The sequence below is a fragment of the Myxococcus sp. SDU36 genome (assembly GCF_030168875.1).
Classification (GTDB): domain Bacteria; phylum Myxococcota; class Myxococcia; order Myxococcales; family Myxococcaceae; genus Myxococcus; species Myxococcus vastator.
Genome location: NZ_CP077414.1, coordinates 1,128,225 through 1,141,554, shown reverse-complemented (window position 1 = coordinate 1,141,554; position 13,330 = coordinate 1,128,225). Strand labels below are relative to the sequence as shown.

At 70.4% G+C, this 13,330-nt stretch carries 9 protein-coding genes; 1 reads left to right on the top strand and 8 read right to left on the bottom strand.

Annotation, left to right across the window (positions count from 1 at the left end):
• Positions 1-35 precede the first annotated feature (35 nt).
• The 7 genes from KGD87_RS04665 to KGD87_RS04635 all read right to left on the bottom strand — a co-directional run bounded on the left by KGD87_RS04665 (position 36) and on the right by KGD87_RS04635 (position 10,726).
• Positions 36-572: an A24 family peptidase gene (locus KGD87_RS04665; protein ID WP_284666327.1), complete on the bottom strand. Its 537-nt coding sequence runs from the start codon at positions 570-572 to the stop codon at positions 36-38.
• Between the two features lie 109 nt (positions 573-681).
• Entirely contained in the window at positions 682-1,551 is an 870-nt protein-coding gene (locus tag KGD87_RS04660; protein ID WP_284666326.1) for an FHA domain-containing protein, read from the bottom strand.
• A 63-nt stretch (positions 1,552-1,614) separates the two neighbouring features.
• Positions 1,615-3,684, bottom strand: coding sequence for a hypothetical protein (locus KGD87_RS04655; protein WP_284666325.1), 2,070 nt, complete (start codon positions 3,682-3,684; stop codon positions 1,615-1,617).
• Positions 3,681-5,159, bottom strand: coding sequence for a YncE family protein (locus tag KGD87_RS04650; protein ID WP_284666324.1), 1,479 nt, complete (start codon positions 5,157-5,159; stop codon positions 3,681-3,683). The genes KGD87_RS04655 and KGD87_RS04650 overlap by 4 nt, the downstream gene beginning before the upstream one ends.
• 137 nt (positions 5,160-5,296) lie before the next feature.
• Entirely contained in the window at positions 5,297-7,408 is a 2,112-nt protein-coding gene (glyS, locus tag KGD87_RS04645) for a glycine--tRNA ligase subunit beta (protein WP_284666323.1), read from the bottom strand.
• The gene (gene glyQ / locus KGD87_RS04640; protein WP_284666322.1) at positions 7,398-8,390 is read right to left on the bottom strand and encodes a glycine--tRNA ligase subunit alpha; all 993 of its coding nucleotides are present in this window, start codon (positions 8,388-8,390) and stop codon (positions 7,398-7,400) included. The genes glyS and glyQ overlap by 11 nt, the downstream gene beginning before the upstream one ends.
• A gap of 47 nt (positions 8,391-8,437) precedes the next feature.
• Positions 8,438-10,726 (bottom strand): serine/threonine-protein kinase, encoded by a 2,289-nt coding sequence (locus KGD87_RS04635; protein WP_284668581.1) that lies wholly within the window; start codon positions 10,724-10,726, stop codon positions 8,438-8,440.
• Between the two features lie 160 nt (positions 10,727-10,886).
• On the opposite strand from KGD87_RS04635, the gene KGD87_RS04630 reads away from it, so the two are divergent.
• Positions 10,887-12,059 carry a PAS domain-containing sensor histidine kinase gene (locus tag KGD87_RS04630; RefSeq protein WP_284666321.1) on the top strand — a complete coding sequence of 391 codons (1,173 nt, stop codon included), beginning with the start codon at positions 10,887-10,889 and terminating at the stop codon, positions 12,057-12,059.
• Positions 12,060-12,076: 17 nt separating this feature from the next.
• On the opposite strand, the gene KGD87_RS04625 is transcribed toward KGD87_RS04630, so the two are convergent.
• On the bottom strand, positions 12,077-13,276 hold the full coding sequence (locus KGD87_RS04625; RefSeq protein WP_284666320.1) for a cyclic nucleotide-binding domain-containing protein: 1,200 nt from the start codon (positions 13,274-13,276) through the stop codon (positions 12,077-12,079).
• Positions 13,277-13,330 lie beyond the last annotated feature (54 nt).

Genomic DNA, 13,330 nt, shown 5'->3' with positions numbered 1-13,330 from the left:
CGTCCGTGTCCCCTCTTCTCTTCCAGAAGTCCGAGCTAACCCAACGTTCCGTGCTGCCACCACAGCGCCCAAACGGTGCCGAGCGCGATGGCTACTCCATAGGGGATGTGGCGCTGGGGCGCCGGCTGCGCGTCCGCGCTGGCCAAACGCACCCGCACCGCCCACCGGCGCACCACTGCCGCCAGCGTGTCCCAAACCGCGCCTTGCCAGAGCAGTGTCACCACCGCCTGAAGCGCTCCCACCAGTGAGATGAAGGCCGCGGCCGCGAGCACCGCCGGGAAGCCCAGCACGGCTCCGACCCCTCCCATCAACTTCACGTCGCCCCACCCCATCCGCCCACGAAGCGCCGCTGGCAGCAGCATCAACGCGAGCCCTACCCCCGATACCACACCACTGAGGAGCCCATGCTCCAGGTCCCCCACCCCTTCGGTGGCCAGGCGCACGCCCAGGCCCACCGCCATCAGCGGGTAGGTGACCGCGTCGAGGATCTCGCGGCGAAGCACATCCGTCACCACGGAGATCACGAGGGCCACTCCAAGAACCGTCCACAACACGATTTGAACAGGCGTCATCAGCGCCTGTCCTCTTCGCGGCAGGCGTCCGGTATCAAACCAGGGACGCCTGGAGCCCGTCAATTGGCGAACAACCAGAAGCCCCGCGGGACGGGGCCTGGGTCACCAATTATCGGACCAGGAGACGGATTTTCTCGCTGCAGATGAAATACTCGTCCCCGTCTTCAACCTTGCGGCGCTTGATGCGCTGCTTGTTGAACCAGGTGCCGTTGGACGAGCCCAGGTCTTCGATGATCCAGTCGTCCCCCTCGTGGGAGATGACGGCGTGCTCACGGGAGACCTTGCCGGAGTTGATGACGAAGTCGCAGTGCTTGCCGCGGCCGATGACGAAGCGCTCCTTGACGATCTGCTCCTGATCACCGGACTCGGTCACCAGGTACAGCGCGCCGGCCTCCTCCTCCTCGGCGAGGTCGTCAGCGGGCTCTTCGTCGGCCTCCTCGGGAAGCGGCTCCTCGTCCAGGAGGCCTGGATCCTCGGCCTCGGGGAGCGGCTCCTCGTCCTCCTCCACCAGGTCGTCGGCGGGCGGAGGCGGCTCGCTGTTCTTGCCCTTGATGAGGCGCTCCAGCTCCGCGGCGGTCTCCAGGACGCGCTCGGCCACCTCGCGGCGCACCGGGTCATTGTCCAGGCCGTTGGCGGAGGCCCGCTCTTCCGGCGTGGCGCGCACGGGGGGCCGCGCGGGCGCGGGCGTGGACTCCGGACGGGGCGCGGGCGCCAGCACCGGCGGCGCGGACGGACGCGGAGGCGCGGAGGCAGCGGCCTGAACGGGCTTCACCGGCGCAGCGGCGGCCGCGGGTGCCACGGCGGCCTCGGAGCGGGACTGCACCTCGAGGAAGCCGTTCAGGCGCGCGAACATGAAGAGCGCCTGGTTGATCAGGGCATCGCGATCCGAGCCCATCTGCTGGGCCATGTCTTCGAACGTCTCCCACAGGTGGTCGGCGATGCCAACCTTGCGGGCAGGACGGGAGTTCTGATCGATCATCGGTCTTGACTCGCGTGAACCAGGAAGCCCCGGACGATAGCAGAGGCCTCCCCGTCCGCCCAGTTACTCGAAGGGGACCAGCGCCAATGACTGCGCCCGGTTGTCGGTTAGGGCCTGAAAGCCAACCTGGAGGATGCCGTCCGCCGACGGGTAGGCGATGTAGGCCATGTTCGTGTTGCGGTTCTGGGCAGCGACCACCGGCCCAGGCAGCGTGTAGAAAGCCAGGCCCGTCCCCGCCGTGACATCCGGAGTGAAGATGTAGTTACGGATGCCGGAAATCACCGTCACCGTGTACCGGTCGCCGCGACGCACCTCCCGGCCCACGGCCGCCACCCGGATGCGCACCGGCGGCGGCGGCTGGGGGAACCTGGACAGGTTCGGCACCGGGGGAGTCTGGGGGTTGGAGTCGTCGTCGAAGTAGAAGCCCTCCGGGTGGAAGAAGTATTCCGTGGGGATGCTGTAGCTCGAGGCCCCCGTCACATCGCGAGACAGGAAGGTCCCCGCCTCGTTGAAGAGGACGAAGGGCTGGTCTCCACCCGCACGTACGGTGAACCGCGTCAGGCTGGCGCAGTCCGTCGGAATCTCCTGCGAGTCCGAGATGGCGAAGCGCACCCGGGACGTCCCCGCCACGGGCTCCACCGACGTGATGAGCAGGTCGACGGCGCACAGGACATCCGTGCCCTCCAGGACGATGAGGTCCCCTGCCCGCGCCGAAGCGGCCACGGCGGCCTCGGCCTCGAAGGTCCGTGGGGCCTCGAGGTCCCGAGGCAGGCTGCTCAGCCCTGGCAATCCCCCCTGGTAGATGATCCGGTAGAAGCCGTTCGGAACGGAGCCCTCGTAGAGCACCGTCGACTGGAGCGTCGGGTCCTGGGTCACCGTCACCAGGTCCGCCGTCTCGATGACGATGGGCAGCTCGTTGCTGTCCAGCAGCGCCACCGTAGCGCGCGCGACCGCCCCCGACAGGTCGAACTGGCGCAAATCGCCGGCCGAGAAGAGCGTGATGTAGCCGTTGGATGACGGCATCACCCCCAGCAGCGGCACCCGGACGTCGTTGAGCACCGAGCCGTCGTCCAGGACGATGCGAAGCGGCGCGTCCGGAACCAGGGCCAGGCCGGTCGGCAAGCCGCCCGCGGGGAAGATGGGGAGCATCGGCGCCCCGCTGAGGTCCCGCGCCGTCTGCCCGGGGGGGGACGACTCGGTGTCCACAGCGAGCACTCCAGAGCACTCGCGCGCGGCGGAGCACGCGGCTTCGTCCCGGACGCCGAAGATGTAGCGGCCCGCGTTGATGGGCTCGACGTCGGGGATGGCGATGCGGGGGTGGCTCACCAGGAGCCGCACCGGCACGTTGCCGAAGCCCTCGGACAGATCCACCGTGGGCGCGGAAGGCTGGAGGCAGTCCGCGACCGGGCCCGAATCGGTGACGAGCAGCGTGCGGCCCGACCGGCCCGACGCCTGCCGCGTGGCCACCGCGAACTGGCCCTCGCCGGCCAGCATCGTCATGGCCAGGATGGACTCACCGGGCTGGAGACAGAACACCGTCACCGGTTCGGGAATCGCCGCGGGCTCCGCGGCCTGCAGTGCATCGGGCCCCGGGAGCTCCTGCCGCATCACCCGGGCTCCGCCGGTGTCCGCGCCGAAGAGGCCGTCGGGGTCCTGAATGGCGTAGTACAGCGTGCTGGGGCCGCCGCTGCCCTCGGCGGGCGAGCGCGCCGCGAAGGCCGTGACGATGCTCGCCGCCTGGAGCCGGACGACCTGCCGGAGCTGGTCGCGCGCCGACGCCACCACCGAGACCTCCGACGAGCCCGAGCTGCGCGCGTAGATATACGGCCCCGGGACGTCGTTGCCTTCCGCGTTGTAGGCCACGTCGCGCGTGAGCGCGTCCGGCCGGTCCAGCACGGGGATGGACAGCGCCTCCAGCGGGTTGGGCGCCGGGACGAAGGTGCGGGGGTTCGAGTCCAGGTCGAGCACGCGCAGCTCGTCCCGGTCCGACGACGTCACGAAGACGAGGTCGTTGGCCAGCGTCACGTCGAAGGTGCCGGACAGGCCGGCGAAGCCCGTCGTCACGTTGGTTGATGAGCAACTGCCGGACAGGCCGGCGCTCGCGAGGAGCAGAGCAAGGGTACCGCGCTTCACGGGGAGGTCTCCTGGCACAGGCTGGTGCCCTGGCGCGGGTCTCTTCCCTGCCGGGCGCCGAGCCGCGCCACCAACCGGGCGTTCTGCGGCCGGTCGAGATCGGGAATGTCGATGATGGCCACGCGGCCGTCACCAAAGGTGCTGGTGAAGATGCGAGCGCTGTTGCCGCGCACGTCCGCGGCCAGGCCAAAGGGCTGGCTGGGCTGGTTCGGGTCGTTGTTGCCCACCTGCACCTGGGCGACGAGCTGCCCCACTTCTTCGTCGAAGATGGCCACGGCTTCGTCGCCGCTGCCCGTCACCGCCACCAGGTTGCCGCGGCCAGGGCCGCGCGGAATGACTTCCAATTCGCTGGCGCCCGCGGGCACCGGCAGCGCCGACACGATGCGCACGCTGGGGGCCGTCCCCGCGTCGGGCGCCGTGCCCGCCGCGTTCAGGACGTCCAGGATGAGCAACGTGTCCGGACCGCGCGCCAGCAGGTAGACGCGCTCGTCCACGATGGTGAGCTCGGGTGACGCCGGGTCGGGCACGCGCGTGGCAGCCGGGACGACCGCCACGCCGCGCGCCTCACGCACCGAATACGACAGCTCCAGGTCGGTCTCCAACACGCGGCCCGCGACGGTCCGGTCCACCAGCCGCAGGATGAAGCGCGCCGGCAGCGCCCCCAACTGCGTGGAGGAAGAGTTGCGCCCCGAGGCGTACACATACCGGCTGCCAATCGCCGTCGCGTGGGCGACGCCGGAGAGCCGGTCATTGGTCCCCAGCGTCACGAACTCGCTGGTGCTCAGCGCGTCGCGCGTGGGGTTCGCCGCGGGGAGGTGCAGCACGTAGCCCGCCAGGTCCGCTTCGGCGAAGGTCGTCGGCGGCCCGGCCAGCTCCGTGTGCGTCACCCAGACGCGAGCGTCCTCGCCGTTGCCGGCCACGCTGACACCCAGCGGCCCCGGCGCCGAAGGCAACCCGTTGGAGGCCCCTGGGACATCCAGCAGCGACAGCGCGTTGACGCGGCAGTCGCGCTCGCCGCCCTGCACGCAGCTCAGGCTGAGGCCGTCATCGCCCACGTCAATGGCGTGAAGCAGACTGCCCTCCGCCCGCGCCGGGACGAACAGCCGCGGCGGACGGCCCGGGGGGCTCCACATGGCCATCTCCCCGGCGAAGCTTTGAATCTGCACGTAGGACTGGGCGCCAACCCCCAGCGACGTGACGTCGTTGGGCAGCGACTCCTCGGGGCTGAAGTCCGTCCCGAAGGGCCGCACCCCCACGGCGTCCAAATCCAGCGCGATGACCGAGCCGGAGTCGTAGCACTTGTCGAAGTTGGCGCTCGCCACGTAGAGGTATCCGTTGGTGGACGGACCCGCTTCGGGGCGCCAGAAGGCAAGACCGCTCGGGTACACGAGCCGAGTGGACGGGGGGGGCTTGCTCTCGGTGCCGACGGCGCAGGACACGAGGAGCAGCGCGGAGGTAAGAAGGTAGGCGCGCATCAGAGGGGGGCGGAGTGTAGGAAGGGGCCTCCCCCCGGGCAACCGGAAACGCGGCGCGCCATTCCCATGCGCCTTGCGCCCGACGCCGCCGTGCCCCCCGGGGTGCTTCTTCCCCCGGAGGGCAGGCAGGCCACGCCTCAGGCCGCGGCGGCCGTTTCGGCCTGGATCTTCGAGAAGTCGGCCACCTGGTTGAACAGGGCGCCAATCTCCACGAGCAGGCGGATGCGGTTTTCCCGCAGGGCCTTGTCCTCGGCCATGACCATCACCTTGTCGAAGAAGGTGTCCACGGCGGGCTTCAGGCCCGTGATTTCCCGGAGAGCACCGGAGAAGTCATCCGCGCGCACCAACCCCGACACCGTGCTCCGAGCCTGGGTGAAGGCGGTGTGGAGGTCCCGCTCCGGCTCGTCCACCAGCTTCTGGGGGTTGGTCTCCCCCCCCTGCACGTCGCGGCCCTGCTTCTCCACGATGTTGACCACGCGCTTGAAGGCCGCGGCCAGGGGTTGGAAGTCCGCCCGGCCCACGAGGTGGCTCAGGGCCTCCAGGCGCTTCTGCGCGGCCACCAGGTCGTCGAAGCCGGCGGACAGCACCGCCTCCACGACGTCGGTGCGGTGCTGCTCGCCCCACAGCGCCTTGAGGCGGCCGCGGAAGAACTCCAGCACCTGCTCACGCGGCGCGGGCTCGCCGGCCTTGCGCTTGGCGTTGGCGATCTTCGGGGCCAGCAACCGGAGCGACTCGTCCACCGCGGCCGACAGGCTGAAGCGGTAGCCCCGCCCCAGCACCAGCCGGATGATGGCGATGCACGCGCGGCGCAGGGCGAACGGGTCCGCCGCGCCCGTGGGCGCCTTGCCGATGGCGAAGATGCCGCACAGCGAGTCCAGCCGGTCCGCGATGCCGATGAGCGCGCCCGCGTCCTGCGTGGGCAGCGCGTCCTCGGCGCCGCGCGGCAGGTAGTGCTCCGCGATGGCCAGGGCCACCGCGTCCGTCTCCCCCCCCGCGCGGGCGTACTCGCGGCCCATGACGCCCTGGAGTTCGGGGAACTCGCCCACCATGCCGGTGACGAGGTCCGCCTTGGCCAGGGTGGCGGCGCGCTCGATGGTGGCCGCCTCCTCTGTCCGCCCCGTCTGCTGGCCCAGCCACACCGCCAGCGTGCGGAAGCGCTCCACCTTCTCCAGGTAGCTCCCCAGCTGCCCCTGCCACACCACGCGGCCCAGCTTCTCCACGCGGTCGATGAGCGGCGTCTTCCGGTCCTCGTCGAAGAAGAACCGGCCGTCCGCCAGTCGCGCGCGCAGCACGCGCTGGTAGCCGCGCAGGCTGAGCTGCTCGTCGCGCACCGGCGTGTTGGACACGGCGATGAACTTCGGCTGCAGCTTGCCCGCGCCGTCCACCAGCGAGAAGTAGCGCTGGTGGCTCTTCATCTCCTGCACCAGCACCTCCGGAGGCAGGTCCAGGTGGCGCTCCTCGAAGGTGCCCACCACCGGGCTGGGCAGCTCGACCAGGTTCGTCACCTGGTCCACCAGCCCCTCGTCCTCCAACAACTGGGCGCCGGCCTTGCTCGCGGCGGCCTTCACCTTCTCCACCAGCTGCGCGCGGCGCTTCGTGATGTCCGCCACCACGTGCGCCTTCTCCAGCGCCGCCTCGTAGTCCGCCGGAGCCTTCAGCTCGATGGCGCCTGGCGACAGGAAGCGGTGGCCCCGCGTGGTCCGGCCGCTCGTCACGTCACCGAACACCACGGGCAGCACGTCGCCGCCCAGCAGCGCCACCAGCCACTGCACCGGGCGCGCGAAGGACGTGTCCACGTCTCCCCAGCGCATGGACTTGCGGAAGTTGATGCCTCGCACCGCCGCGTGCAGCGTGTCCTTCAGGATGTCCGCCGCCGGGCGGCCCTTCTCCTCCACGCGCGCGGACAGGTACTCGCCCTTGGCGGTGGTGGCGCGGCCCAGCTGGTCCACCGTGAGCTTGAGGCCCTCGGCGAACTTCTCCGCCGCCTTGGTGGGCTTGCCCTGCGCGTCGAAGGCCGCCTTGGCGCTGGGGCCCAGGACCTCCTTGGTGATGTCCTCGCCCGCGTCCGCGACGTCCCTCACCCACACCGCGAGCCGCCGCGGCGTGCCGAAGGTCCGCACCTCGCCGTGCTTCAGGCGGGCGTCGGCCATGCGCTCGGTGATGACGCGCTTCAGGTCGTCCAGCGCGGGGCCGATGAATGACGCCGGAATCTCTTCCGCGCCCACTTCCAGGAGCAGATCACGCGCCATGGGGCACCTCCGCCTTCGGCTTCTTCTCCACGGGCTTGTTGAGGACCACCGTCTTCCAGTAGTCGCTGGCCGGCTTGCCCTCCAGCACCGGGGGCTGCTCACCCACCGTCCACGGCGACTTGAGCAGCGGGTAGCCCAGCCGCTCACGCATCTGGAGGTAGCCCTCCGCGCACAGCCGGGCGTTGTCGCGCACGCGCTTGATGAAGTTGGCGCGCTCCGTGACGGAGATGGCGCCGCGCGCGTCCAGCAGGTTGAACGCGTGCGAGCACTTCAGCGCGAAGTCGTACGCGGGCAGCGGCAACTGGCGCTCGATGAGGCGCTTGCACTCCTTCTCGTACGCGTCGAAGAGCGCGAAGAGCATCTGCGCGTCCGACTCCTGGAGCGCGTACTTGCTCATCTCCACCTCGTTGGGGTGGAACACCTCGCGGTACTTCACGCCCTTGACCCATTCGATGTCGAAGACGTTCTCCACGTTCTGCAGGTACATGCAGATGCGCTCCAACCCGTAGGTGAGCTCCGCTGACACGGGCTTGCAGTCGAAGCCACCGCACTGCTGGAAGTAGGTGAACTGCGTCACCTCCATTCCGTCACACCACACTTCCCAGCCCAGGCCCCAGGCCCCCAGCGTGGGCGACTCCCAGTCGTCCTCGACGAACCGGATGTCGTGCGCCAACGGGTCGATGCCAATCTTCCGCAGCGACTCCAGGTACAGCTCCTGGACGTTCTTCGGCGCCGGCTTGAGGATGACCTGGAACTGGTGGTGCTGGAACAGGCGGTTGGGATTCTCTCCGAACCGGCCGTCCGCGGGGCGCCGCGAGGGCTGCACGTACGCCACGTTCCAGGGCTCCGGGCCCAGGGCACGCAGGAAGGTGTACGGGGCCATCGTGCCCGCGCCGACCTCGACATCATAGGGCTGCGTGTTGATGCACCCCTGGTCGGCCCAGTGCTTCTGGAGCGTGAAGATAAGGTCCTGAAAATACATAGCGCGCGGACCCTAGTGACGGGGGTCAGGAGCGTCAAGGACGGTGCTCACTCCTTGTACGGTGGGAGATCCGCCAGCCGGATTTGAAGCTTCGTCTCCTCGCCCGGCTTGATGGGGGCCGACAGGAGCCGGCTCTCCGCAGCCACCTCCGTCGGGTCCACCACGCGCAGGCGGTAGACGCCCACGGGCAGTGGGAATCGCTTCAGGGGCGTGGTTCCCAACTGGGTGGTGCCGTCGAACACGGCCGCGCGCGGCACCGTGTAGAGCGTAATCCACCCCAGTCCCGCCTTCGCGGCCCCCTGCGCCGTGCGGGTATCCAGGACCTCCGCCATTCCCTCGGGGTCCTGCGTCACCGTGGTGACGGGCTCAGTCGCCGGAGGGGCCTCCGCCACGCGAGGCGCTGGCTCGCGAGGAGGCGGGCTGGCCCGCGCGACCTTGGGACTGGCCGGTTCGGGCTCGGCCTTGGGAGCGGCCGCCCACCGCGCCGGCGAAGAGGCGCCTTCCTTTGCCTTCCGCACGGGAGGGTCCTTCGCCAGAGCCTTGGCTCCGGGTGCGTCCTCCACCGCCTCTTCGTCCAAGGCGGCCTGCTCGGCCTGGGAGGGCTCGGGACGTGCTGGTGCCGGCTCGGCCCGACGGAAGCCCGGCGGCGGGCCCGCCTGCCGCGGTGGCCAGGGCTGGTTCGCGGGGTCTTCCGGCGGTGGCGAATTCAGCTCCGCGCTCACCCACGCCTTGGCGGCTTCGAAGCCCGGCTGGAGCTGCGCACGCACGGCGGGCAGCGTCGCCACCCAGCCGAGGCCTCCCAGCAGGAGGAGCAGGAACAGCCAACGGGCCCAGCGCCGCGGCGGACGGGCGGCGGGCGTCTCCACCGGCGTGTCCGAGGCCCGGGACGAACCAGGGCGCGCCGGCCGTCCGGAGGCCCGAGCACCGTCCGCGCCGGGCCGCTGGGGTCTGGAACGGAAACGCTGCGTCTGGAGCTCACTCGGCTCGTCGAAGGACTCGGCCGGGGCCTCCGGCAGGGCAGTGGAACGCGGCCGTGGCGTCCGCGCGGCCGGCGCGCTGTCCTGGCCTCCGCGCGGCGTGCGCGAAGCCGAAGGGGCCGCCTCACTGGCGCGCCGCTGAGGGACGGGCTTGGGCGCGCTCCCGTTGCCGGCGCCCGACGGTCCACGCGAGGCCACGCCGCCCTCCGCCGGACGGCGCTGGGGCACGGGCCTGGGTGCGCTCGCGGGCCGGGCCGGGGGCGAACCGGGCCGGGCGCGTGGGGCGGGCATCTGCGACGTGGGGGCGGCGTCCGAGCCGTCCTCCTGCTGGAGGGCACCCGCCGCCTCGCTGACGCGGGCATCCTCCGCGCGGCTGGCCAGCTCCAACAGCGTGCGCGTCTTCTGGCGCTTGTCGGCGAAGAGGTCGCCCATGACGGCGGTCATGCCGTCCTCGTCGAAAAGCTCCGAGCCGAGCGCCGCTTCAATGGCGCGCGCCATCTCCCGGCAGTTGGTGAAGCGCTGGGACACGTCCCGTGCGAGCGCTCGCGTCACCACGGCTTCCAAGGCTTCGGGGAGGTCCGGGTTGATGCCGCGCAGCGGAGGCACGTCAGCCTCGGCGATCTGCATCATCACCGCCGCTTCGTGTGGCCCGCTGAACAACCGCTGGCCGCTCAGCAGTTCGTGCAGCATGACGCCCACGGAGAACAAGTCACTGCGGCCGTCCAGGGTGGCCGCGCCCCGCACCTGCTCCGGGGACATGTAGCCGCTGGTCCCCTTCACCGTCCCCACCTGCGTGCGGCCCAGGCGTCCGCGCGCCTTGGCGATGCCGAAGTCAATCACCTTCACGACGCCGTCGTAGGTGAGCATCACGTTCTTCGGCGACACGTCGCGGTGCACCACCACCGCGGGCCGGCCCGACGGGGCCGTGAAGTGGTGCGCGTAGTGCAGGCCCAGGCAGGTATCGCGAATCGCCCGCCCGACGAAGCCAAGCGGCAGCGGGTAGCCCTGGCGCGCGGAGGCCTTCACCACCTGCTCCAGGTTCTGCCCGGGCAGGAACTCCATGGCGAGGTACAGCTCCCCGCCTTCCTCGCCCAGGTCGAACACCTGACCGATGTTCGCGTGTGAGAAGGCCGCGGTGATGCGCGCCTCGTCCAGGAACATCTGGACGAATTGCTCGTCCTTCTTGATGTCCGGGAGAATCTGCTTCACCGCGACGAACTTGCGAAATCCCCCGGGCCCGGAGGTGTAGGCCAGGAACAGCTCCGCCATTCCTCCTATCGAGAGGCGCGTGAGGATTTCGTATTTCCCGATGCGCCGCCCCCGATCGGGATCGTCACCGGAGCCACCCTGCATGGACATTCGGCGCGGCATGTTATCGCCCGCCTGGGTGCGCGTCGACCTTCGTGACGACCCCTTGCTCGACAGGTCGGAGTGTCTGCTGGCCGATGGCCACGTCACGCGATTCCCCGTGACGAAAGGGGGCGTGTTCTCATACCAGCAAGTCAGGAGCAGGAGGCCCATGGAAGACACCAACGGCTGCCCCGGAAGTACCAAGCGCGTCGCATACTCCGGGCAAGGCGAAGCCAAGCAGGACACCGCGGACCAGCTCCGGCTGTTGATTGAGAGCGTCACCGACCACGCCATCCTGACGCTCGACCTGGACGGGTACGTCGCGAGCTGGAACCCGGGCGCCGAGCGAATCAAGGGCTACCGGGCGGACGAAATCCTGGGGCAGCACTTCAGCCGCTTCTATCCACCCGAAGCCGTGGCGCGGGACCGGCCGCGGTACGGGCTCGACGTGGCGACGCGTGAAGGCCGCTTCGAGGAGGACGGCTGGCGCGTCCGCAAGGACGGCCGCCGCTTCTGGGCCAACGTCGTCATCACCGCGCTGTACGACGAGTCGGGGCAGCTGCGTGGCTTCGGCAAGGTGACGCGCGACTTCACCGCCCGCTACCAGGCCCAGGAGCAACGGGAGATGGAACGCCTGCGGGAGGCGCTTCGCATCCGTGACGACTTCCTGTCCGTGGCGTCCCACGAGCTGCGCACCCCGCTCACCCCGCTTCAACTGAAGCTGACGGCCATGCGCCGAGCCGTCGACAACGCCTCGGGAGGCATGCTGCCGAACGCGCGTGTGGAACGCGACCTCGACGTCGCCGTCCGCCAGGTGCGCAAGCTGGTGGATTTGGTGGACGACCTGCTCGATGTGTCACGCATCAGCGTGGGCCAGCTGACCCTGGAGCGCGTACCCGCGGACCTCACCGCGCTGCTCCGGGAGGTCATCGCCCGCTACCTGCCACAAGCCACCCAGCTCGGAAGCACCGTGAAGCTGGACGCGGCAGGGCCCGTGCAGGGCGAATGGGACACGCGCCGGGTGGAGCAGGTGATGACCAACCTCCTCTCCAATGCAATCAAGTACGGAGCGGGCAAGCCGGTTCACGTCAGCCTGCGCGCGGAAGGTGGCATGGCGCTGCTGAACATCCGCGACGAAGGCATCGGCATCGCGCCGGAGGCACTGCCCCACGTCTTCGACCGGTTCATGCGGGCCGTGTCCGGCCACAACTACAGTGGGTTGGGGCTCGGCCTCTTCATCGCCCACCAGGTCGTCACGGCGCACGGAGGCGACATCCAGGTGTCCAGCGTGGTGGGGCAAGGGAGCACGTTCAGCGTCCGGCTCCCGCTCGGCCCCACGTAGGCCCTGGGCCGTCGCCGTCAGGTGCTCAGCGCGCGCACCCGGCCCGCGAGGTTCTGGGTGAAGAGGCGGAAGATGCGCAGCGCCGCCGCCTCGTGCGTATCCACGAAGCGTTCGAAGTCCGCGCGGCTGATGCGCAGCGCCCGCACGGAGGTCCGCGCACGGACGTGGGCGGACACGGGCCCGTCCTGCACCAGGGAGATTTCCCCCAGGTACGCCCCTGGCCCCAACGTGTTGAGGTGCCGGGCGTCCTCTTCGGGTCCGCTGAAGACGTCCACGGAGCCGTCCATCAGGACGAAGAGCCCCACGCCGGGCGCGCCCTTCTCCAGCAACACCGCGCCGGGCGCGATGACGACCTGACGCGCCAGCCGGTAGAGGTCCTTCATGTCCTCCAGGGACAGCTCGCCGAAGATGGGGATGGCCTTGAGGAACCGGTACCCGTTCGCCGCGGGCGCCGACGCGCCTCCGGAACGGCGGATGAGCATGGCCTCCGCCTCCGCCTCCATCCCCATGCGGCGCAGCAGCCGGGCCTTCTCCGTCACCAGCGCCGGGTCTCCGCGCGCTTCCTCCGAGCTGCTCACCGCGTCCGCGAGCACCGCCAGCGCCCGGTGCGTGAAGCCCTCCGCGTCCAGCAACTGGCAGATGCGCAGCACCGCCTCCACGAAGCGCGGGTCCTCCGCGCGCACGCCCCCGAGCGCCTCCACCTCCGCGTGCGCCTGCCCCAGCTCCCGGTAGAGCGTGGCCGCCTCGAAGGGACGGTCCAGGCGCACCAGGCACTGCGCCATGGCTTCACGCGCGCCCAGCTCTTGATAGACGGCCAGCGCGCGCTCCAGCGCCCCGCCTCGCTCGAAGGCGGCGGCGGCGCGCTCGGCCTCCCCCGCGCGGAGGTAGCTCTCCGCGGCGGCCATGTACTGGCCGCTCTGGAAATAGAGGTCCCCGGTGGTGGCGTCCTCACCCTGGCCATCCATCAGCCGGGCCGCGCCCAGGAAGTCCCGCGCGCGCCGCAGCACCTCGACGAAGCCCCGGCGCTCCTTCGCCGGCCCCTGCTCGGCTTCGTGGCGGATGCGCTCGCGCTGCGCATCGCCCAGCTCCTCGTAGAGCTGCGCCGCCCGGTCCGTGTCCTCCAGCTCGACCAGGGAGCGCACCGCGCGGAGGGCCCCCTCCACGGGCGTGCGCAGCCGCCCGCTCCCCTCGCCCTGGCCACCTGCTGACTCTGACATGTTGAGTCTCCCGTTCCGGTGAGACCGGCCAGCAGGGGCGCTGCCAACGCGTTG